Genomic DNA, 19574 nt, shown 5'->3' on the forward strand with positions numbered 1-19574 from the left:
CTGTTGGGCTTCCGTGGCCGCGCGATGGCAGCCGGCTCGGAACGGCCGTCGCGCGACGCCAGCGAGGTCCGGGGCTGCGACGCATCAGGCAGGGCTCTTCGAGGGCCCCGCCGCCGACGGCGCCGGGCGCGTTTCCATCGGGAAGATCAACGCGCCGATGATGACCAGGACCCCCAGGGTTCCCAAGGCCTGCAGCAGCAGGGTGAAGCCGCCGCGCTCGTGCAGCCAGGCCACCAGGCCGACCGAGGCGCCGGCAGCCGTGAAGCCGAGGAAATAGCGCGCCGCGTAGGCCCGCGCACGCCATTCGTCGCTGGTGTACTTGCCCACCATCGCATCGTTGAGCGTCACCTGGCCGAAGATGCCGATGATGATGCCGATGGCGGCCACCACGAAGACGACGCCGTCGAGCTGCGCGCTGAGGAAGACGAGCGGCACCATGGCCAGGGCCAGCGGCAGGAACACCGTCTTGAGGGGATGCCGGTCGAGAAGGTTGCCGATGGTGTACTGGGCCAGGGCGCCGAACAGATAGGCCCCAGCGGCCACCAGGCCCAGCAGCGCCGGACTGGCAGTCAGGCCCGCCAGCCGCTCGGCGAACAGCTTCGGGACGGCCACCGTCATCGCGTTGAAGGTCGTGGAACTGGCGATGATGGTGATGACCAGCGCGAGGACCACGCGCCGCATGGCCTCGCGCGATACGCGGGCCACCGGCGCCGCGCCGCGGCCCCCGGCACCCGGCGCCTCGTGCGCGACCCGCGCGGTGAACGCCACCCCGAACGCCGCCACGGCGAGACCGGGCAGGATGAAGGCCCAGCGCCAGCCCAGGTATTGGCAGACGAGGCCGGTCACCAGCGCCGACGACGCTACACCCAGGTTGCCCCAGACGCCGTTGATGCCGATCTCCCGGCCCAGCCGGGGGCCGGCATGGGCCACCAGCATGGCCGTCCCGACCGGGTGGTAGATCGACGCGAACAGGCCCACCGCCAGCAGGGCGCCGCACAGCTGGGCTGGTGTTTGCGCGAGCCCGACGCAGGCCAGCGCGGCGCCGATGCCGAAGAAGAAGATGACCATCATGTGCCGCCGGCTCCAGCGATCGCCCAGCCAGCCGCTGGCCAGCGAACCGGCACCGAAGGCGATGAAGCCCGGGGTGGCGTACGGCAGCAGTTCGCCATATGCCATGCCGAACGCCGGCGCGATGACGATGACCGCGGCGGCGAACACCAGCATCGCGTAGTGGTCGATGAAGTGGGCCCAGTTGACGAAGCCGATCACGGTTTCGGGGTGGTTTCGCATGCTTTCTCCTGACTGGCCGCAAGCGTAGACTGGCCGCTGATCGACCAGATGCCAACCACCATCGACCACACGCCAACCAGGCCGCCGGTCTCCGGCTCCGGTCCGGTGGCGCACGCGCCGCCGGTGCTCTCGCGTTCCTACCCGTGCGGCACGCGGCTGGGGGCGCACATGCACCGCGAGGCCCAGCTGCTGTTCGCCTCGCAGGGCGTCATGCAGGTCACCACCCCCAAGGGGCGCTGGCTGGTGCCGCCGCAACGGGCGGTGTGGATCCCGCCCCGCCTGGAGCACGCGGTGGACGTGCTGGCCGACATCGAGATGCGTGCGCTGCTGGTGGACCCGGAGCGCCTCTCGGCCCACCCCGAGGCGCCTCGGCTGCAACACGAGTTCGTGGTGGCCGTGGCGCCGCTGCTGCGCGAGACCATCCTGGCGTGCTTCGCGTCTGCCGGTGCGCACCCGCGCCGCGTGGACGTGCTGCTGGAGCTGGCCCTCTACGAACTGGCCGAGGCCGGCGACGCCGCGACCTTCGTGCCCCTGCCGACCGATGCGCGCGCGCTGCGGGTCGCGCAGCTGGTGCTGGCCGATCCCGGCAACGACCGGCCGCTGGAGGACCTGGCCGGCGAGGCGGGTGCCTCGGCGCGCACGGTGTCGCGCCTGTTCCGGGACGAGACGAACTTCAGCTTCAAGGAATGGCGCCAGCGCGCCCGCATCGTGGCCGCCGTCGAGGCGCTGGGGTCGCCCGCCCCCGGCCCGATCTCGGTCAAGCAGGTGGCCGCGCGGGTGGGCTTTGCGAGCGCGGCCGCCTTCGGCCACGCCTTCAAGCAGGTCATGGGCGTGACCGCGGGCGAGATGCTCAGGGATGCACAGGGGCGCCGCTGAGCGATACTGCGCGCCGATGTGCAAGGTCTCCCGCTTCCTTGGCGCGCTCGTGGTGGCCGCTGCCGCCTGCCTGGCCTCGGGGGCTCACGCCGCCAACCCGCCGGCATTGCCCGGCGCCGGGCAACTCGGCATGTCCCTGGCGCAGCTGCGGCAGGCCGTCCCGCAGTTGCGGCCCCTGCCGCATGCGGTCCGGCTCGCTGGCCGCCTGGTAGGTGGATGGTCCGCTCCGGCGGTCCTGGTCGCCGGCGTCGCGCTGACGCCGACCTACTTCTTCGCCGACGGCGAACTGCGCCGGGTGGACTACAGCGCCGCCCCGGACGACAGCACGGACGCGGGCTTCAGCGCGCTGCGCGAGTGGGGACGCTCGGCCTGGGGACAGGAACTCGATTCCAGCGGTCCGGAAGGCAGCTACGCGAGCTGGTCGGCGGACGACCTGGACGCCTACCTGCAGCGGGCCGCCAGCCGCCCGGCGGCCCTGCGCCTGGTGATGAAGGCCCGGATCCTCAAGGACGCAAGCGAACTGTAGGCGGCCGGGCCCGCTGCCCGTGACCTAGTCGTCCAGCGCCGAGCTCTTGCTCATCGCCTTTTCGCGCGCCGCATCCCGCAGGTGGAGCCGGATGAAGTCGGCAGCGGCTTCGCGCTGGCCGGACAGCAACAGCTCGATGAGCGTCTTGTGTTCACGGCAGCGCCTGGCTGCCGCTTCCCGGTTCACCGCCTTGCGGTACTCCATCAACCGCCGCAGCCGGTTGATCCGCTGCAGGGACTCGACGATGAACACGTTGCCCGAGAAGTTGGCGATCGTCTCGTGCAGGCGGGTGTTGGCGTCGAACAGCTGCGCAGGCGACGCCCATTCCACCGCCCCGTCGATGAGTGCCTGCTGTTCCGCCAGGCACTTGCGCAGGGCCGCTTCGTCCACCTTGAAGCCCGGCTCCTGCAGCGCCGCGGACTCGATCAGGATGCGGAAGCGGTAGGCCTGGTCGTAGGTCTCGCCCGAGGTCAGGATCGGCAGGAATTGCCATCCGTGTCCCGGCAGGCGTTCGATCCAGCCCTCCTTGGCGATCCGGCGGAGGATGGCGCCAAGCTGCGCCTTGGTGACGGCGTAGCGGCGCATCAGGTCGCTCTCGGACACCCGCTCGGGCAAGACCGACGAGAGACGATCCTCGCCGATCTGCAGGTAGATCCGCTCTTCCAGCGGCTCGCTCTCGAAGGTTCCCGCGAACGGCGACACCTTCGGCTTCTTGAGGACCACATAGCCGCCCTCGGGCCTCAGTCCCACCGTGCCGCGCTCGGCGAGCAGGCGCAGCGCCTCCCGCACGGGCGAGCGGGAGACCATGAAGCGCTCGGCGAGCGCACGTTCCACCAGGGGGGCCCCGACGTCGAGCGACTCCTCGGCAATCATGTGCTCGACCTTGCCGGCGAGCTGCTCGCCCAGGCCACGGGTGGAACGTCGGGTTTCCTGCACGGAATCGCTTGGGTCTCAGGGGAGCTTGCTGGAAGGACGGTCGGATGATCGCACGCCGCCTGGCACGGCCACTGTCAGTCGGCCTGGATCTTCTTGTCCTGGATGATCTTGCTCCACCGGGCCCGCTCGGCCACGATGAACTGGCCGAACTGCTCCGGGGTGCCGCCGCCGAGGATGTTGCCTTGCGAGGTGATGCGCTCGGCGATCTCGGGATCCTTCAGCGCCCGGTTGAGCGCATCGTTCAGCTTGGCGATCACGGGAGCCGGCGTTCCCTTCGGCGCGACCAGCCCGAACCAGTTCGAGACCTCGAAATTCCTGATCCCGAGTTCGGCGAACGTCGGGACGTCCGGGTACTGGGGCAGGCGCTTGTCGGCGGCGACGGCCAGGGCCCGCGCCTTCGGCGGCGTGGCCTTGGTGTAGGGCAAGGACGCCGGCACCATGTCGAACATGAAGCCCACCGTGCCCGCGATCAGGTCGGTCGTCGCCGGGCCACCGCCGCGGTACGGGACGTGGACCATCGGGGCACCGATTGCGTCCTCCAGCAACTCCCCGGCCAGGTGGAACGCGCCACCGTTGCCGGCCGATGCATAGCTGAGCGTGCCGGGCTTGCTCTTCGCCTGGGCAGCAAGGTCCGCAAAGCTCTTGAACGGCGACTTGTCCGCACTCACCATCAGCACGAGCGGCCCCTTCTCGATCAGCCCGATCGGCACCAGGTCGGTGGCGGGGTCGAAGGGCATCTTCGGCATCATCGACCTGTTGACCGTCAGCGGCGCCAGGTTGCCGATGCCGATGACGTGCCCGTCCGGCGTCGCCTTGGCAATGGCGTCGGTGCCGATGTTGCCGGCCGCACCGGGCTTGTTCTCGACGATCACGGACTGGCCGAGGATCGCGCCCATCTTGGCGGCGACCTGGCGCGCGCGCGTGTCGGAACTGCCGCCGGGCGCGTAGGGCACCACCATGGTGATGGTCTTGGACGGGAACGGCGCTGCCGCGCCCTGGGCGGCGGCGTAGCCGGCAGCGGCCGCGAACACGGCCCCCGCGATGAGTTTCAGGGATTGCCTCTTGTGCATGGTGTCTCCTTGGTTGGACGAGTTATTCGAGGGTGACGTTGGCGCTGCGCACCACGCTGCTCCAGCGCTCGGACTCGGTGCGGATGAAGGTGCCGAAGGCGTCGGCCGAACCGGGCGCCGGCGACGAGCCGAGTTGGGCGAGGCGCTGCTGCGTGGCCGGCTCCTTCAGGATGTCCTGGATCTCTGCGTTCAGGTACTGGACGATGGCGGACGGCGTCTTCACCGGCGCCAGCAGGCCGTACCAGGCAGGCGCATCGAAGCCCGGCACCCCTGCCTCGGCGAAGGTGGGCACGTTCGGCAGTTCGGCGAGGCGCCGCGGCCCCGTGACCGCCAGCGCACGCACCTTGCCGCCCGCGATGTGCGGCAGTGCGGATGGCGCGGTGTCGAAGATGGCCTGGATCTGCCCCCCGATTAGGTCGGTGACGGCCGGCGCGCTGCCCTTGTAGGCGATGTGGACCATCTGCGTGCCCGTGAGCGACGCGAAGAGTTCGCCGGCCAGGTGCACCGAGGTGCCGGCGCCGCCCGAGCCGAAGTTGACCTTGCCAGGGTTGGCCTTGGCATACGCGACGAATTCCTGCACGGTCTTCGCAGGCATCGCATTGGTCACCACCAGCACCGTCGGCGAGGTGGCGAACTGGGCGATGGGCGTGAAGTCCTTCTGGACGTTGTAGCGCAGGCCCTTGTAGACGGCCGGGTTGATCGAGAGCGTCACCTGCCCGAAGAGCAGGGTCTGGCCGTCGGGGCTGGCCCGGCTCACGGCCTCGTTGCCGATGTTCGTGCCGGCGCCCGGCTTGTTCTCGATGATGAAGGTGCCCTTGGTCCGCTCGCCCAGGCGGGTGGCCAGCAGGCGGGCGATGTTGTCGCTCCCGCCACCCGGCGCGAACGGCACGACGATGGTCACGGGACGGCTGGGATAGCCGCCCGGCCCCGCGGCGACGGCAGGAAGGGCGGCCGCAGCGACACCCGCCGCGAGCACGGCGGCTTGCAGGAAGTTCATGGCGCCTCCTTCAGGCTGCGAGTGCGGCCACGACGGCCTGGCTGAAGGCCTTGGTGCCGATGCGCCCGCCGATGTCGGGGGTTCGCGTGTCGGCGTTGGCGAGCACCTGCTCCACCGCGGCGTGCATGGCCCGGCCGGCGCTGCGCAGGCCATCGTTCTTGCGCTTGTCGCCCAGCCACTCGACCAGCATGGCGACCGACAGGATCATGGACGTCGGGTTGGCCTTGTCCTGGTTCTCGATGTCGGGGGCGGAGCCGTGCTGGGCCTGGGCGCAGCACAGTTCGTCACCCGCCATCACGGAGCCGGCCAGGCCGAGGCTGCCCGACAGTTCGCTGGCGAGGTCCGACAGGATGTCGCCGTAGAAGTTCTCGGCCACCAGGACATCGAAGCGCTCCGGACTGCGCACCAGGTAGGCGGTGGAGGCGTCGACCAGCAGGTCGTCGAAGGCGACTTCCGGGAACTCCCTGGCGACCTTGCGGGCGCACTCCAGGAACAGGCCGTCCGTCATGTGGAAGCTGTTGGCCTTGTGGATGGCGGTGACCTTCTTGCGCCGCGTCATGGCCAATTCGAAGGCACGGCGGGCGATGCGCTCGCTGCACTTGCGCGTGATCTTGCGCACCGACAGCGCCGTGTCGGCGTCGGGCATCATCTCGCCCCAGCCGCGCGCCATGTTGCGATCCGGATAGAAGCCCTCGGTGGCCTCGCGCATGATGACCAGGTCCATGCTCTTGCCGGCCTTCATGTTGGACGGCAGGTACTCACGCGTCCGTGCGGGTCGCACGTTCGCGTACAGGTCCAACTGGACGCGGAATGCCGCCGAGATGTTGCGGCCACCCTTCTCCGGCGCCGGGTAGTCGGCATGCGACTGGGTGCCCAGGATGATGCCGTCGTAGCCGCGCGCCTTCTGCAGCACGTCTTCCCGCAGCGTGGTGCCGTGCTTCTTCAGGCTGGCAAAGCCGACGTCCTCGTAGTCGAGGTGGATGCCGAGGTGGAAGCGGCGATCGGCCGCCTGCAGGACTTCGACGGCGGAGGCGACGATCTCAGGGCCGATGCCGTCGCCGGGGAGGACGAGGAATTTCATGGAAGACATCCTTCAGGCTTTCTTGCCGTGTTCGGCGGAGACGTAGTTGGTGGCACCGCTCTCGGTGAGCGTGCGGGTGGCGTCGGGCGCGGCGTAGATCCAGAGGATCTTCATCGGCTCGGTGGGGGACAGGTTGCGGAAGCGGTGCGGCACGTTGGGAGGGATGAAGGTCACGTCGTGCGCCTTGAGCTCGTAGTGCAGGTCGTCGATGTCCATCACCGCGCGGCCTTCCATCAGCACCACGCTCTCCTGCACGTTGTGGCTGTGGAAGGGGATGACGGCGCCGCCCTCGAAGGTGGTGTAGCCGGTGATGAAGCTGCTGGTGCCGACGCTGGGCGTGACCAGCGGCGTGGTGCTGGCGCCGCCGCCGCGTTCGTGCCGGGGCAGTTCCTCGGGCTTGAGCAGCGCTGCGTTGGAGGGGGTGCGGATGGTCATGGGAGTGTTCCTCGGGTTGTTCAGCGCGCGGGGCCGACCCACACGGTCTTGACGTTGGTGAATTCGCGGGCGCCGTGGACGCCCAGCTCGCGGCCGTAGCCGGACTGCTTGATGCCGCCGAAGGGCAGGCGCGGGTCGGAAGCGACCATGCCGTTGATGAAGACGGCGCCAGCCTCGATACGGCGGGACAGCGCATGGGCGCGCTGGAGGTCACTGGTCCACAGCGCCGCGCCCAGGCCGTAGTCGGGGGCGTTGGCCACTTCGATCGCCTGCTCCGCGTCCTGGACACGCAGGATTGCCGCCGCGGGGCCGAAGGTCTCTTCGCAGGCGGCCACCATGTCCGGCGCGACATGGTCGAGGACGGTCGGCTGGTAGAAGAAGCCGGGGCCGTCGCAGAAGCGGCCGCCCAGCAGCAACTTCGCGCCCTGGCGCACCGTGCGCTCGACCTGGGAATGGAGTTCGTCGCGCAGGTTGGCGCGCGCCATCGGCCCGATCGCCACGTCGCGCTGCAGGGGATCCCCGATCTTCAGCGCGCTCGCGTGCTGCACGAACAGTTCGGTGAAGCGGTCGGCCACGGCAGCTTCCACGATGAAGCGCTTGCCGTTGATGCAACTCTGGCCCACGTTGATGAAGCGCGCCTTCACGGCCGTCCTGGCGGCACTCTCCAGGTCGGCGTCGGCGAGCACGATGAAGGGGTCGGAGCCGCCCAGCTCGAGGACCTGCTTTTTCAGCACCGCACCGGCCTGGCTCGCCACCAGCTTGCCCACCGGCGTCGATCCGGTCAGCGTGAGCGCGGCGATGCGGGGGTCCTCGATGAGCGACTTCACCTGCGAAGCCTCGACCAGGACCGTGGCGAACAGGCCGGCCGGCGTGCCAGCCTCACTGAAGATCTTCTCCAGCTCCAGCGCGCACTGCGGCACGTTGTTGGCGTGCTTCAGCACGATGCCGTTGCCGGCCGCCAGGGCGGGCGCGGCGAAGCGCAGGACCTGCCACACCGGATAGTTCCAGGGCATGATGGCCAGCACGACGCCCAGCGGGTCGTAGACCACCCGGCTTTCGGTGGCCCCGCTGGGCACCACTTCGTCGCCCAGGACCGCCGACGCGTGATCCGCGTAGTACTCGCAATTCCAGGCGCTCTTCTCGATCTCCGCCTCGGACTCGACGATCGGCTTGCCCATCTCGAGGGTGATGAGGCGGGCGAGCTGCGGCTTGCGGTCGCGCAGCACGGCCGCCACGCGGCGCAGCAGCGCGGAGCGTTCCTCCAGCGTCGTGCGGCGCCAGGCCTTCTGCGCCGTCCAGGCGCCCTGCAATGCGGCATCGACCTGGCGCTGGTCGTGCGCATCGAACGTGGCAATCACTTCCCCGGTGGCGGGGTTGGTGGACGTGATCATCGGTCTCCTTCTGTGTGCGTGGAGGGGGAAGCGCCTCGACCTAGCGGTCGAAGCCGTAGAGGGCTGCCGGGTTGTCGACCAGCAGGCGGTGGCGGGCGGCGGCGTCCGGCAAGCAGCCGAGCAGCGTTTGCAGGACCTCCTGGTTGTCGACCGCCCGGAAGGGTTCGAGCGTTCCGGGGGTGCGGCCCGAACCGCCGGAGCCGCCGGTGTGCGGCCAATCGGATCCCCAGAGGACCCGATCCGGGCCGGCGCCGTAGAACGTGCGCGCCAGGTCTTGCACGGGCTGCCCCGGCCACAGCCGGTACGGCGCAGACAACTTGACGTACAGGGGAGCGTTGCGCATCGCGGCCAGTAAGCGACCGAGCGCGACGTCGCTGTCCGGTTCGGGTGCCAGCCCGCCCGCGTAGTGGTCGAGGACGACGGGCTTCTCGAGGCGCTGCATGTCGTCCAGCAGGCACGTGACCACGTCCAGGCACGCATGAACCTGCAGCGACCAGCCCGGCATCTTCAGGACCCGGCGCGCGCCGGCCAACTGCTGCTTCGCAGCGCCCATCCCCCGTCCCTGGACGTGCAGGTTCAGCCGGATGCCGCGCACGCCCGCTTCATGCAGGTCCCAGAGCTCCAGGTCGCTCACCGTCGCGGGGTCCACCACGGCGATACCGCGGGCCCGGCCCAATCCCAGCTGATGCAGGGCAGCCAGCAGGCAGCTGTTGTCCGTGCCGTAGACGCTGGGCTGGACCAGGACGGTCCGGGCCATCCCCATCCGTGCATGCAGCGCCTGCAAGTCCTCGACGGTGGCCGCCGCGGGCGTGTAGGCCCGCTGGGCGGCATACGGGAAGCGCGCGGGATCGAACACGTGCACGTGGCAATCGCAGGCGGCGGGGGCGGCGGATCTCATGTGGTTTGGTCTTTTGAGATTTCATAGTACCACCACGAGATGCGTTTCCGAGGCTTTATCCACAGAGCGAACTGCGGTATCCATGGTTTTTTGGCTGTCCGAAGAGCTCCCGCGGCAGGCGACAGGACTGGAGGGGAAAGAGGCCGAAGGCAGCCTCTCCGCTGGGCCCGCGCCTGGGCGGCTGGCGTGAACGTGCGCGCTCGAAGTCACGCGCCACCCGTGCCAGGGGGCGCGGAAGTCGATCAGTGCGCCTCGCCCTGCCGCTCCAGCAAGCCGCGCGCAGCCTGCCTCACCTCCGGCGACGAGAACCGGAAGGCCGCGCGATCCAGGACATAGTGGATGAAGCTGGTCGCGAACCCCAGCGCGAGCAGCGCCGGAACCAGCGGCGAGGCCCGCAGCCACAGGGCGGCTTCGCCGAAGAGGCGATCGGCGACCACGTAGTCATCGCCCACCGCCTCCACCTCCAGCAGCGGCAACAGCAGGGCAGAGAGCGCGGCGAGCACGAGCAGGACGGACCAGCCGTGCCGGTTCACGGGCGCCAGCCAGCGCTGCCAGTGCGCGCCGGTCTCCTGGGCGCCGCCGGAAGCCGCCAGGGAGGTGAGGCCCATGGCCGCGCTCCAGTGCTGCACGCTCCAGAGCACGAGGAACAGGAAGGGATGGAGGAAGCCGAGCAGGACCATCGTGGCGACGCTGACGACGTAGGCCACGCGCGGCACCGACGGCTGCGGTGAACGCAGTTCGACGGCCAGCATCAGCGCGGTGAGGGTCAGGACGAGGACCAGGCTGCCCGTGGCCAGGGCTTGCACCACCGTCTGCGACAGCGCCTCGCCGAGCAGCGGATCGATCCAGCGATCCTGGAACGCGATCGATCCCGCGAGGGCATTGGCCAGGACGACAAAGCCGCCGCCCACGACCAGCGCGAACCAGCGGTCCAGCCGTCGCGTGGTGGCATCCGAGGGGCGACCCGCGCGGCCGCGGTAAAGGCTGAGCAGGCCGACATGCTGCGCGGCGAAATGGTGGCTCACCAGCAGGTAGTCGAGGACGGCGAGGCAGACCACGCGCTGCTCCAGCGGCACCGGCAGCACGCTGTCGGGTGCGAGCAGGACCCCGAAACACGCGAGTGCGATCGCCAGCGGCAAGGCGACGAAGCGCCGGCGCTGGGACCTGAGCAGGGGGCGGTAGCCCGGCGTGGTGTAGGCCAGCCAGGCGGACGAGATCCGGTGGCCGAACCACAGGGGCACGGCGAGGACGAAGAACAGCCAGTCCAGGGGACTGTTGCGGGCGTCGCCGTAGGCGCGCTCCAGCAGCAGGACCAGGGGTGCCAGCCACAGTGCGTTCAGCACCCAGACGAGGTCCCAGGTGGGACTCCTGATCCACCGCGCACGGGCAATCGACGCAGGCGCAGCAACGGCGCCCGCCGGATGGGCGGACCGGGCGGGGGCCCCGAACTGGGCGGAAGCAAGACGATCCATGTGCCGCATCTCTCGGCCTCGCGCAATGGCGCTGGTTCATTGTCCTGCTGCTGCTGGCCGGCGCCAGTGGACCTTGGGCTCACAGGGGACGCGCCCGCCGCAGCCGGCCCCTCCCTGTTCCGGCCCCAGCCATGTCTCCAGCCCCCGCCCCGGCGCGGATACACGAGCGATACGCAGCAAGCGGTGCCTGACATGGCGCGGCGACATCGCTGCGGCAGATTGGCAGGCGAAAGGAGAACACCGTGACGCACCCGCTCTCCCCTTCCCTGCAGCAAGGCTTGCCTGGGCGCGCCATCGGGCGACTGCCTTCCGGCGCGACCAGCCGACCTGCTGGCACCTCGTCGGCAGGCGATCGCTTCCAGGCCGCGCTGGCCATGCTCCACACCGGCCATGGCGATGCCATGGCGGCAGCGGATGCACTGGTGCAGGACCACCCGTCGTTCGCCGGCGGCCACTGCCTGCGCTGGGCATTGCTCGTGATGGCGGCGCGGGACGGTGCGATGGCCGACCTCGCCCGGGCGTTGCGCGCCGGCCGGACGGTGCGCAATGCCGATGCGCGGGCCCGGCGCCACTTCGACGCCGCCGCCGCGTGGCTGGCCCGGGACCTTCGCGGTGCGCTGGACGCCTATGGCGCCATCGTCGCGGACCACCCCGACGACACCCTCGCGCTGCGCGTCGCACAGTTCGGCGATCTCCAGTGGGGCCGGACCGAATCCCTGCGCAGCCGGGTCGCGGCGGTGCTGCCGCACTGGAACCCCGACATGCCCGGCTACGGTCACGTGCTCGGCATGTACGCCTTCGGCCTGGCCGAGATGGGGGACGCGGTGCGCGCCGAACAGGTGGGCCGGTCCGCACTGGCTTGCACGCCCGGCAACGCGGCGGCCATCCACGCCGTGGCGCATGCGTTCGAGATGCAGGGCCGGGCCGCCGACGGCATCGCGTGGCTCAAGCAGACCGCCGCGCAGTGGACCGTGAGCAGCTATGCCATCCACCTGTGGTGGCACCTGGCGCTGTTCCACCTCGACCTCGGCGACGTGGGCATGGCGCTCTCCATCCTGGATGGGCGCATCCGCGCCAACCCCGATGCCGACGCCGCGACCCTGGTCGATGCCTCCTCCCTGCTCTGGCGCCTGCAACTGCTGGGGATCGACACGGCAGGCCGCTGGCAGACCGTTGCGGACGCCTGGACGGCACGGCCGCTCGACGGCCTGAGGCCGTTCAACGATACGCACGCCATGCTCGCGTTCGTGGGAGCGCACCGGCCCGGCAGCGCTGCCACGCTCATGACCCAGCTGCGGGCCAGCGCGACGCGCACGCGCGACCTGGGTCGGGCCGTGTACCAGGCGGCCCTGCCCGTGTGCGCGGCGCTCATCCGCTTCGGCCGGGGCGACTACAACGGCGCGGCCGACCGGCTGTTGAGGCATCGCCGCCTCACCGAGCGCTGCGGAGGCAGCCACGCGCAGTGCGACCTGCTGCACCTGACCCTGCTCGAATCGGCGCTGCGCAGCGGCCAGGCCGACCTGTCGCGGGAGCTGTCCAGGGAGCGCGTGCACCTGCGCCCCCACAGCCGCCTGAACGCGCAGCTGGTCACGCGCGCACGCGGCGTGGCGCAGTCACTCCTGGCGGCCTGAAGGGGTGATGGGTCAGGGCTTGGCGGCGAAGCGCTTCTCGAACCAGTCGTCCAGCATCGCCTTTTCGTAGCGGAACGGGTCCGTCCCCGAATAGCGCTGGCCCGTCCACAGGTAGTTCATGTCGGAGACCTGCTCTTGGCCCGTGGCCACGACCTGGCCTGCGCGGCTCAGCGTGTAGCGCACCCCCATGCGCGGCCACGTGATGTCGCGCACGACGCGCACGCTACCGCGGAAGCGGAACGGCTCGTACCGGCCCGCCAGGTCGACGTCGCCCACCTCGACCGCCAGCGATTCATCGGCCGCCAGATGGCGCCGGCCCAGGCGCTGCAGGTGGCGCTCGAGTTCGCGCTGCACCTCGGCACGGCTCTTCTGGGTCGCGTAAGGGGTGATCGAGCTCCCATCCGTGGACTTCTCGGGCTCGAAGAAGGTGACGGAGACCTCGCCGGCATGCGCCAGCACACCTGCCATCAGCAGGCCCAGGCCGACCAGGACGATTCGCTCGGTGCGCATAGGGCTCTCCTTGCGGATCGTCTTCGACCCCGGAGAAGGTTGCGCAGTTCCATCCCGCAGCAGCGGTTCCCCCCTCGCTGCACGCCAAGGTCGAGCTGGCGTGGTGCTCGCGACCCGCGGCCATCGCATGGACTTGCCGTCCGTCCGAAGATGGGCGTGCCTTCAGGAGGTCACCATGAACCGCGCCATGCAATGGACCACCGGGCTGCTGGCCATCACGGCCGCGCTGTCCGCCCATCCGGCCGAGACACCGGCCGGACCGGCGCCGCCGGCGCGCGTGGATCTGCAGGGCATCGCGCCCCATGCCACCCGCCTGGGCCACGCGGACCTGGTGTTCCGCCCCGAGGGAACGGATGTGGTGGTCTGGATCGCGCCGGTCAACGGATTGACGCGGCCCCAACACCTCTACACCTACGTCCACCAGGGCTCGTGTGCCAACCTCGGCCAGCGCGCGTCGGAGCCTCCGCGCCGCGTGCTGGGCTATCGCGAGACGGCCGGCCTCTGGACCGTGCGCAACACGATCAACCTCAACGCCGACACGTTGAAGACAAGCCCGCATGCGCTGACCGTGTGGTCCAGCCCTCCGGACGGAAACCTGATGCTCTACTGCGGCGACCTGCATCTCGGCGTTGTCTGACGCGGCCGCTGGCCGGGCGGGTGCAAGAATGCCCCTCATCCATCTGCGGGAGATTCCCATGAAGACGCTCGTTGCTCTGGGGCTGGTCACGTTCGCGTTCGCGTCGCAGGCGGCCGATTCCGCCTGCATGACCGCCGCCAAGGAGAAGAAGCTGGCCGGCGCCGCCCAGAAATCCTTCGTCACCAAGTGCGAGGCCGACGCGAAAGCGAAGTGCGAGATCGCAGCGGACGAGAAGAAGCTGGCCGGCGCCGCCAAGACCAGCAACGTGAAGAAGTGCGTCCAGGAGAGCGCACCCGCCTCCTGACGGCCGGGCTGGCCGCCCGTTGCCTCAGTCGGCGCGCACCTTCACGTAGCGGCCCGGCGCGGGCTCGATCGGCTGGAAGGTGGCATTGCCCAGCTTCTTGCGCGCCGGGACCATCTTGCCCGCCTGCGGCTTGAGCCATTTCGCCCAGTGGGTCCACCAGCTGCCCGGCGTCGACTCGGCGCTGGCCAGCCACTCGTCGGCGTCCGCGCCCTGCTTGCCACCGGCCCAGTAGCTGCGCTTGTTCTTCGATGCCGGGTTGATGACGCCGGCGATGTGGCCGCTGGCGCCCAGCACGAACTCGGTCTTGCCCCCGGTCAGCCCGGTGGTGCGGTAGGCCGAGCGCCAGGGCACGATGTGGTCTTCCTGCGTGGCCAGGATGTAGGTCGGCACGTCGACCTGGCCGAGGTCGACCGGCTCCCCGCAGATCGACAGGCGGCCCGGCACGCGCAGGTTGTTTTCCAGGTACATGTTGCGCAGGTACCAGGCGTACATCGGCCCGGGCAGGTTGGTCCCGTCGGCGTTCCAGTACAGCAGGTCGAAGGCCGCCGGCGTCTTGCCCTTGAGGTAATTGTTGACGACGTAGGGCCAGATGAGGTCGTTGGCGCGCAATGCCTGGAACACGAACCCCAGCTCGGCGCCGCGGTAGATGCCGCCCTGGCCCAGCGTCAGCTCACGCTGCAGCACGCCGGCTTCGTCGACGAAGACGCCGAGGTCACCGGGCTCCTCGAAGTCGAGCATGGTGGTCAGCAGGGTCAGGCTGGCCACGCTCTCGTCGCCGCGGGCGCGCAGCAGGGCGAGGGTCGAAGACAGCAGGGTTCCGCCCACGCACCAGCCCAGCGTGTTGACCTGGTCTGCCTTGCTGACCTTGTGCGCCACCTCGATGGCCTTCATCACGCCGCTTTCGACGTAGTCGTCCCAGGTCACGTGGCCGAGGCTCGCGTCGGGATTGCACCAGGACACCAGGAACACCGTCATGCCCTGTTCGCAGGCGTGGCGCACGAACGAGTTCTCCGGCTGCAGGTCGAGGATGTAGAACTTGTTGATGCAGGGCGGCACGATCAGCAGCGGGCGCGACGCGACCTTGTCGGTCAGGGGCGCGTACTGGATCACCTGCATCAGCTCGTTCTCGAAGATCACCGAGCCCCCGGAGGTGGCCACGTTGGTGCCGACCTCGAAGGCGCTCTCGTCGGTGATGGAGATGCGTCCGCGGCGCAGGTCCTCCATCAGGTTGGACAGGCCGGCCTGCATGCTCTCGCCCTTGGACTCCAGCGCGCCGAAGAGGGCGTCCGGGTTCGTGGTGGCGAAGTTCGCCGGGCTCAGGGCGTCGGCGATCTGGCGCGAGAAGAATCGCAGCTTGTGCTTCTCGCGCGGCTGCGCGTCGGCGGCCTCGACCACGCCATCCAGCAGCTGGGAATTCAGCAGGTAGTTCTGCTTGAGCAGGTTGAACCAGGGGTTCTTGCTCCACAGCTCGCCATGGAAGCGCCGGTCGCCGCGCTCGGCGTCGACCACGGTCGGCACCTCATTGCCGGCGCCGGCCGCCAGCGAGCGGGTCCACAGCGTGGCCTGCCGCTCCCAGTAAGTGCCCGAGACGCGCGCGAGTTCCACCGCCGTCTCCTGCGTGGGCGGCTTGGCAGCCGACCACAGACCCGTGTAGGCCTGGACCATGGCCCGCCCGGACTTGAAGAAGCCCTGCACGTACTCGTCGGGCGCATTGAAGAGGTTGTTCATCTCGAAGGTCCTTCTCGATCAGGCCATCAGCATGGCGAGAGACTCGGCGACCATGACGGGCCGGTCAAGATCGCCCTCGCAATAGGCGGTGTTGCGGCAACGGACCAGCATGCGGCCGGGTCCCTTGGCCTGGACCTCGGCGAGTTCGACGCGCATCACCACCGACGAGCCGGCCGGCACCGGTGCCAGGAACCGCACCTTGTCGAGGCCGTAGTTCAGGATCTGCGCCGCATCCTGCGGAAAGACGCCGACGTCGTACTGCGCCTTCGTGGTCAACGACAGCAGCAGCAGGCCGTGGGCGATGGTGTGGCCGATGGGACTCTTGGCGGCACGCTCCTCATCCACGTGGATCCACTGGTCGTCGCCGCTGCATTCGGCAAACAGGTTGATGCGCGACTGGGTGACGCGCATGGCACGAGAGAGTCCGAAATCCCGGCCGGCGTGGGCAGGCAGCGTGGCGAAGGAGTAGTCGAGGGGCGTGGTCATGAAGGGATTGTTCTAGGTGACAACCCTTAGGACCCCCTCCTCGGCGAGGGGGGAGCTAGCTCGGCAGCGGTGCTGGAGCTCGACGGTTCGGGCAGTTCATCGGGTGCAACAAAAGGCTAGCGAGCACAGCTTGCGCTACCTTGTGCGGGGCAGGGCATTGCGACGCGAGTTGCACCGGCGGACACGGGACGCTCCTTCGTCAGGGCGACTGCAGGCCTGCCCGACCGCCCTTCGCCCCCGCCTCCGCGACCTCCCCCGAATCCCCGCGCCAGCGCAGATCCGCCGGAATCCGCTCCAGCAAAAAATCCACCAGCGTCCTCACACGCGTCGACTGGTAGCGCCGCTCCGCGTAGACGAGCGAGACCGGCCAGCCCTCGGTCGCCCAGGGTTCCAGCAGCGGCTGCAGGCGGCCGTCGTGGAGTGCGTCCCAGGCCATGATGCGGGGCACGTAGACGATGCCGACGCCGTCGATCGCGGCTTCCAGCAACGCCTGGGCGTTGTTGAAGTTCAGGTGGGCGCTGGGCGTGTGCTGTGTGTGGGCACCGCTGTACTCCCAGTCGCGGTAGCGCAGCGTGCGGGGCTGGAAGTACCCCAGGCAGTCGTGCCGCGCCAGGTCGTCGGGCTCGGCGGGGGTGCCGCGGCGCTGCAGGTACGCGGGGGACGCGACGGTGACGAATCGCATGCAGCCCAACGGCCGTGCCACCAGCGTGCTGTCGGGCAACTGGCCGAAGCGGATCGAGACGTCGAACGGTTCCTGCTGCAGGTCGACGTCGCGCTCGCTCAGGTCCATGTCGATGGCGAGCGTGGGCCACTTGCGGGCGAATTCGGTCAGCAGCGGGACGACCACGCAGCGGCCGAACCCGAGCGTGGAATGCAGGCGCAGCCGGCCCGACACCTCGCCCACCCGGCGCGAGAGCTGGGCCTCGGTGCTCTCCATTTCGGCCAGCACCCGGCGGCACGTCTCCAGCAACAGCTCGCCTTCCTCGGTCAGCCGCACGTGGCGCGTGGTGCGCACGATCAGGCGGACGCCCAGCTTGTCCTCCAGGCGGGCGATCGCCTTGCTGGCGGCCGACGGCGTGATGCCCAGCCGGGCGGCGGCCCGGGTGAAGCTGCGCGTCTCCGCGACGCGGGCGAACACGCCCATCAGGTGCAGCGAATCGAGGATCATTGCTGACATTTCTATCACAATGGTTCTGCCGGCAAATGGGTTGATGCCGCTCCCCGGCGGCACCACCATCGCCCCGTGCACCACGCACCGCTGCTGGCTTTGGCCCCTCCCCCGCTGCGCCGCCTCGCCGGCGTCGAGACGATGGTGCGGGTGCCGCCGGCGCACCGGATTGCTGACTGGAATTTCGCGAGTGTCCGGCTGCGGGACGGCGACGACGGGAAGGCCTGCGCATGATCGATCCGGCTGCCCTCCTCGCGCACCCGCCGCTGGAGGTGCCTTACCGCTACGGACCGCGCGACGTGATGCTGCACGCGCTGGGCACCGGGCTCGGGACCGATCCGCTCGACCTGGACCAGCTGCGCTTCGCCTACGAGGACCTGCCGCAGCCGCTGCTGGTGCTGCCCACCTTCCCGATCGTGCTGGGCTGGGTGGACCTGGTGCGCGACCCGCGCTCGCGCGATCCGCGGCTCGGCCTCGATGGCGACCAGGTCGTGGTCGGCCAGGCGGGGATCACGCTCTACCGGCCGCTCGACCTGTCGGGCAGCGGGCGCACGCGCAGCTTCTTCGCCGACGTCGTCGACAAGGGCCCCGGCCGGGGCGCGCTGGTGTGTGCACGCCGCGAGGTGCTGGACGAGAACGGCGCGCTGCTGGCGGTGGTGGACACCTGGCTGTTCGTGCGCGGGGCCGGCGGCTTCGGCGGCCGTGCCGAAGGGGGCCTGACCCGCACGGCGCTGCCCGCGCGGGCGCCCGACGCCACCATCGACATCGAGACGCCGCCCCAGCTCGCGCTGCTGTACCGCCTCTCGCTGGGCGACCACAACGCGGTGCACGCCGATCCCGGCCATGCCCGTGCCACCGGCTTCGACCGCCCCATCCTGCACGGCCTGGCCAGCCTGTCCATCGGGCTGCAGTGCGCCATCCGCGGCATCACCGGGTCGCTCTCGGCCCACGCGGGCCGCCTGCGCGCCGCCCACGCCACCATGGCGCGGCCGGTCTTTCCGGGGGACCGGCTGCGCACCGAGGCCTGGCGCGACGGCGCCGACATCCGCTTCCGCACCACGGTGCCCGCGCGCGGCGAGGTCGTGGTGGACGCCGGCACCCTGCGCCTGGCGCCGGCCGGCTGAACCGTTTTTCGCGACGACAACAGGAGACATCCATGCGACTGACCCACCGACTCGGCAGGCTCTCCGCCCTGCTGGCGCTCGCCGCCGCCCTGCCCCAGGTGGCACGGGCGCAGGACACCTACCCGAACAAGCCGATCCAGGTCATTTCCTCGCAGGGCGTGGGCGGCGGCGTCGATGCGCTGCTGCGCGCCATCGGGCAGGGGCTGGCCGAACGCACCGGCCACGGCTTCACGGTGGATGCGCGGCCGGGCGCCAACGGCCTGCTGGCCACCAACGCCTGCGCCAACGGCAAGCCGGACGGCTACACGGTGTGCCTGGTCAACACCCAGTTCGTGCTGCTGCCCTTCCTGCAGACCAAGCCGACCTACGACCCGGTCAAGGACTTCGAACCCGTGACCCACATCGTCACGGCGTCGCTGGCGCTGGCCGTGCAGAAGGACGTGCCGGCCCGCACGTTGCCGGAGCTCATCGCCTACTCGCGCGCCAATCCGGGCAAGCTCAACTACATCTCGCTGGGCGCCGCCAACCCGGTGGACCTGGGCGTGGAACTGCTGATGCGCCAGCACGGCGTGAACTGGACGGCCATCCCGTACAAGGGCGCCGCCGACTCCACCCTGGCGTTCCAGGCGGGCGACGTGCAGCTGATGTTCATCACCTCGCTCAACGTGATGGCGGCGACGGCCAACGGTGCCGGCACCATGCTGTTCGTCACCGGCGACAAGCGCCTGCCCAAGGTGCCGGTGCCGACGCTGAACGAGACCGGCATGCCCAACCCGGCCGTCGGCGGCATCTGGTTCGGCCTGGTGGCGCCGCCCGGCACGCCCAAGGCCCTGCGCGACAAGCTGGCGCGCGAAGTGGCCGAGGTGCTCAAGCGGCCCGACATGGTGCAGCGCGCGGGCGAGACCGGCTACCAGCTGGTGGGCAGCACGCCGGACCAGTTCGGCACCTTCATGGGCAAGGAGCGCACCCAGGCCGGCGCGCTGCTGGCCGGCAAGCCCAAGATCAACTGACGGC

21 protein-coding genes are annotated in these 19574 nt (G+C 70.0%); 8 read left to right on the plus strand and 13 right to left on the minus strand.

Annotated elements, in window-relative coordinates:
* Positions 1-84: 84 nt before the first annotated feature.
* Positions 85-1290, minus strand: coding sequence for an MFS transporter (locus tag GON04_RS20575; protein ID WP_157399863.1), 1206 nt, complete (start codon positions 1288-1290; stop codon positions 85-87).
* Between the two features lie 48 nt (positions 1291-1338).
* Here GON04_RS20575 and GON04_RS20580 point away from each other — a divergent pair, with 48 nt between their 5' ends.
* Both GON04_RS20580 and GON04_RS20585 read left to right on the plus strand, forming a co-directional pair.
* A complete protein-coding gene (locus GON04_RS20580; protein ID WP_157399864.1) occupies positions 1339-2166 on the plus strand; it encodes an AraC family transcriptional regulator in 828 nt (275 codons plus the stop codon).
* A gap of 16 nt (positions 2167-2182) precedes the next feature.
* Entirely contained in the window at positions 2183-2692 is a 510-nt protein-coding gene (locus tag GON04_RS20585) for a hypothetical protein (RefSeq protein WP_157399865.1), read from the plus strand.
* A gap of 24 nt (positions 2693-2716) precedes the next feature.
* Here the strand turns inward: GON04_RS20585 and GON04_RS20590 are convergent, their stop codons facing one another.
* From GON04_RS20590 to GON04_RS20625, 8 genes are all read right to left on the minus strand, one after another.
* The gene (locus tag GON04_RS20590) at positions 2717-3628 is read right to left on the minus strand and encodes a GntR family transcriptional regulator (RefSeq protein ID WP_338051026.1); all 912 of its coding nucleotides are present in this window, start codon (positions 3626-3628) and stop codon (positions 2717-2719) included.
* A 74-nt stretch (positions 3629-3702) separates the two neighbouring features.
* Positions 3703-4698, minus strand: coding sequence for a Bug family tripartite tricarboxylate transporter substrate binding protein (locus GON04_RS20595; protein WP_157399866.1), 996 nt, complete (start codon positions 4696-4698; stop codon positions 3703-3705).
* A gap of 22 nt (positions 4699-4720) precedes the next feature.
* Complete coding sequence (locus tag GON04_RS20600) at positions 4721-5695, minus strand: Bug family tripartite tricarboxylate transporter substrate binding protein (RefSeq protein ID WP_157399867.1); 975 nt, start codon at positions 5693-5695, stop codon at positions 4721-4723.
* Positions 5696-5705: 10 nt separating this feature from the next.
* A complete protein-coding gene (locus GON04_RS20605; protein WP_157399868.1) occupies positions 5706-6776 on the minus strand; it encodes an isocitrate/isopropylmalate dehydrogenase family protein in 1071 nt (356 codons plus the stop codon).
* A 12-nt stretch (positions 6777-6788) separates the two neighbouring features.
* On the minus strand, positions 6789-7211 hold the full coding sequence (locus tag GON04_RS20610; RefSeq protein WP_157399869.1) for a cupin domain-containing protein: 423 nt from the start codon (positions 7209-7211) through the stop codon (positions 6789-6791).
* Between the two features lie 20 nt (positions 7212-7231).
* The gene (locus GON04_RS20615) at positions 7232-8602 is read right to left on the minus strand and encodes an NAD-dependent succinate-semialdehyde dehydrogenase (protein WP_157399870.1); all 1371 of its coding nucleotides are present in this window, start codon (positions 8600-8602) and stop codon (positions 7232-7234) included.
* Positions 8603-8642: 40 nt separating this feature from the next.
* Positions 8643-9464, minus strand: a complete 822-nt coding sequence (locus tag GON04_RS20620) for an amidohydrolase family protein (RefSeq protein ID WP_157399871.1) — start codon at positions 9462-9464, stop codon at positions 8643-8645.
* 278 nt (positions 9465-9742) lie between these two features.
* Positions 9743-10843: a hypothetical protein gene (locus GON04_RS20625; protein WP_338051027.1), complete on the minus strand. Its 1101-nt coding sequence runs from the start codon at positions 10841-10843 to the stop codon at positions 9743-9745.
* A gap of 371 nt (positions 10844-11214) precedes the next feature.
* On the opposite strand from GON04_RS20625, the gene GON04_RS20630 reads away from it, so the two are divergent.
* Positions 11215-12603 carry a tetratricopeptide repeat protein gene (locus GON04_RS20630; RefSeq protein WP_181653688.1) on the plus strand — a complete coding sequence of 463 codons (1389 nt, stop codon included), beginning with the start codon at positions 11215-11217 and terminating at the stop codon, positions 12601-12603.
* 12 nt (positions 12604-12615) lie between these two features.
* On the opposite strand, the gene GON04_RS20635 is transcribed toward GON04_RS20630, so the two are convergent.
* Positions 12616-13113 (minus strand): DUF3016 domain-containing protein, encoded by a 498-nt coding sequence (locus tag GON04_RS20635; protein WP_157399873.1) that lies wholly within the window; start codon positions 13111-13113, stop codon positions 12616-12618.
* A 175-nt stretch (positions 13114-13288) separates the two neighbouring features.
* Between GON04_RS20635 and GON04_RS20640 the strand changes: the two genes are divergently transcribed.
* Both GON04_RS20640 and GON04_RS20645 read left to right on the plus strand, forming a co-directional pair.
* Positions 13289-13750 (plus strand): hypothetical protein, encoded by a 462-nt coding sequence (locus GON04_RS20640; RefSeq protein WP_157399874.1) that lies wholly within the window; start codon positions 13289-13291, stop codon positions 13748-13750.
* A 58-nt stretch (positions 13751-13808) separates the two neighbouring features.
* Positions 13809-14054, plus strand: coding sequence for a hypothetical protein (locus GON04_RS20645; RefSeq protein ID WP_157399875.1), 246 nt, complete (start codon positions 13809-13811; stop codon positions 14052-14054).
* A 24-nt stretch (positions 14055-14078) separates the two neighbouring features.
* On the opposite strand, the gene phaC is transcribed toward GON04_RS20645, so the two are convergent.
* The 3 genes from phaC to GON04_RS20660 all read right to left on the minus strand — a co-directional run bounded on the left by phaC (position 14079) and on the right by GON04_RS20660 (position 17436).
* Positions 14079-15782 carry a class I poly(R)-hydroxyalkanoic acid synthase gene (gene phaC, locus GON04_RS20650; protein ID WP_157399876.1) on the minus strand — a complete coding sequence of 568 codons (1704 nt, stop codon included), beginning with the start codon at positions 15780-15782 and terminating at the stop codon, positions 14079-14081.
* Between the two features lie 18 nt (positions 15783-15800).
* Positions 15801-16268: a MaoC family dehydratase gene (locus GON04_RS20655; RefSeq protein WP_157399877.1), complete on the minus strand. Its 468-nt coding sequence runs from the start codon at positions 16266-16268 to the stop codon at positions 15801-15803.
* Positions 16269-16467: 199 nt separating this feature from the next.
* Positions 16468-17436, minus strand: coding sequence for a LysR family transcriptional regulator (locus GON04_RS20660; RefSeq protein WP_181653689.1), 969 nt, complete (start codon positions 17434-17436; stop codon positions 16468-16470).
* A 75-nt stretch (positions 17437-17511) separates the two neighbouring features.
* Here GON04_RS20660 and GON04_RS20665 point away from each other — a divergent pair, with 75 nt between their 5' ends.
* From GON04_RS20665 to GON04_RS20675, 3 genes are read left to right on the plus strand one after another with little or no spacing between them, the layout of a single operon-like run.
* Entirely contained in the window at positions 17512-17670 is a 159-nt protein-coding gene (locus GON04_RS20665) for a hypothetical protein (RefSeq protein ID WP_157399879.1), read from the plus strand.
* Complete coding sequence (locus GON04_RS20670; RefSeq protein ID WP_157399880.1) at positions 17667-18560, plus strand: MaoC/PaaZ C-terminal domain-containing protein; 894 nt, start codon at positions 17667-17669, stop codon at positions 18558-18560. The genes GON04_RS20665 and GON04_RS20670 overlap by 4 nt, the downstream gene beginning before the upstream one ends.
* Before the next feature lie 32 nt (positions 18561-18592).
* Complete coding sequence (locus GON04_RS20675; RefSeq protein ID WP_157399881.1) at positions 18593-19570, plus strand: Bug family tripartite tricarboxylate transporter substrate binding protein; 978 nt, start codon at positions 18593-18595, stop codon at positions 19568-19570.
* Positions 19571-19574: the final 4 nt, after the last annotated feature.

It is taken from the genome of Ramlibacter pinisoli (assembly GCF_009758015.1).
GTDB classification, from domain to species: Bacteria; Pseudomonadota; Gammaproteobacteria; order Burkholderiales; family Burkholderiaceae_C; genus Ramlibacter; species Ramlibacter pinisoli.

Coding starts and splice junctions, on each gene's coding strand:
- GON04_RS20575 (WP_157399863.1), bottom strand. CDS start 1,290: ATGCGAAACCACCCCGAAACCGTGATCGGCTTCGTCAACTGGGCCCAC.
- GON04_RS20605 (WP_157399868.1), bottom strand. CDS start 6,776: ATGAAATTCCTCGTCCTCCCCGGCGACGGCATCGGCCCTGAGATCGTC.
- GON04_RS20585 (WP_157399865.1), top strand. CDS start 2,183: ATGTGCAAGGTCTCCCGCTTCCTTGGCGCGCTCGTGGTGGCCGCTGCC.
- phaC (WP_157399876.1), bottom strand. CDS start 15,782: ATGAACAACCTCTTCAATGCGCCCGACGAGTACGTGCAGGGCTTCTTC.
- GON04_RS20660 (WP_181653689.1), bottom strand. CDS start 17,436: ATGATCCTCGATTCGCTGCACCTGATGGGCGTGTTCGCCCGCGTCGCG.
- GON04_RS20580 (WP_157399864.1), top strand. CDS start 1,339: ATGCCAACCACCATCGACCACACGCCAACCAGGCCGCCGGTCTCCGGC.
- GON04_RS20595 (WP_157399866.1), bottom strand. CDS start 4,698: ATGCACAAGAGGCAATCCCTGAAACTCATCGCGGGGGCCGTGTTCGCG.
- GON04_RS20645 (WP_157399875.1), top strand. CDS start 13,809: ATGAAGACGCTCGTTGCTCTGGGGCTGGTCACGTTCGCGTTCGCGTCG.
- GON04_RS20600 (WP_157399867.1), bottom strand. CDS start 5,695: ATGAACTTCCTGCAAGCCGCCGTGCTCGCGGCGGGTGTCGCTGCGGCC.
- GON04_RS20655 (WP_157399877.1), bottom strand. CDS start 16,268: ATGACCACGCCCCTCGACTACTCCTTCGCCACGCTGCCTGCCCACGCC.
- GON04_RS20670 (WP_157399880.1), top strand. CDS start 17,667: ATGATCGATCCGGCTGCCCTCCTCGCGCACCCGCCGCTGGAGGTGCCT.
- GON04_RS20675 (WP_157399881.1), top strand. CDS start 18,593: ATGCGACTGACCCACCGACTCGGCAGGCTCTCCGCCCTGCTGGCGCTC.
- GON04_RS20635 (WP_157399873.1), bottom strand. CDS start 13,113: ATGCGCACCGAGCGAATCGTCCTGGTCGGCCTGGGCCTGCTGATGGCA.
- GON04_RS20615 (WP_157399870.1), bottom strand. CDS start 8,602: ATGATCACGTCCACCAACCCCGCCACCGGGGAAGTGATTGCCACGTTC.
- GON04_RS20610 (WP_157399869.1), bottom strand. CDS start 7,211: ATGACCATCCGCACCCCCTCCAACGCAGCGCTGCTCAAGCCCGAGGAA.
- GON04_RS20640 (WP_157399874.1), top strand. CDS start 13,289: ATGAACCGCGCCATGCAATGGACCACCGGGCTGCTGGCCATCACGGCC.